1 pseudogene is annotated in these 608 nt (G+C 65.8%); it reads right to left on the bottom strand.

The features are described from left to right. Positions 1 to 494: pseudogene (locus MAMT_RS05145) on the bottom strand (NADP-dependent oxidoreductase); the annotation flags it as partial. Positions 495 to 608: the final 114 nt, after the last annotated feature.

Below are 608 nucleotides of genomic sequence, written 5' to 3' on the forward strand. Positions count from 1 at the left end.
CCCGCCACGCTTCCGACCGCTCCGGCGGCGGCGGAGACGACGACGGTCTCCCCCGCCTTGGGGCGGCCGATGTCGAAGATGCCACGATAGGCCGTCACCCCCGGCATGCCGGCGACCCCAAGATAGGCGGATAGTGACAGCCCGCGCTGGCCGACCTTCCGCACACTCTCCCCGCGACAGATCCCGAAGAGCTGCCAACCCAGATAGGTCACCACCTTTTCGCCCGGGGAAAGCCCAGGCTCGCGAGAAGCAATCACCTCTCCGGCTGACCAACCGGGCATGGGCTCCCCGACGGAAACCGCCTGGGTGAAGGTCTCCCCGCCGCCGGCCAGCAGTCGCTGGTAGGGATCGATCGAGACAAAGAGGTTTCGGACCAGGATCTCCCCCGGCGCAAGCTCCTCGGAGAGTTCCCCGGTCCGAACGGTGAAGTCGTCTGTCCGGAGCGCTCCCGCCGGCCGCCGGGCCAAAAGAACCTGTCTGTTCTGGAGCCTCATCCCCGTTTCGATCCTCGATCGGTGGGGCTCACTCTTCAATCGCTTTTTTGCGAGAAATACCCACGAAGCCGCCCAGACCGCTGTCAAAAGGAGTGGCTGCTCCCGCCAAGAGCA

Origin of the sequence: Methylacidimicrobium tartarophylax (assembly GCF_902143375.2) — a bacterium.
In the GTDB taxonomy this organism is placed as follows: Bacteria; Verrucomicrobiota; Verrucomicrobiia; order Methylacidiphilales; family Methylacidiphilaceae; genus Methylacidimicrobium; species Methylacidimicrobium tartarophylax.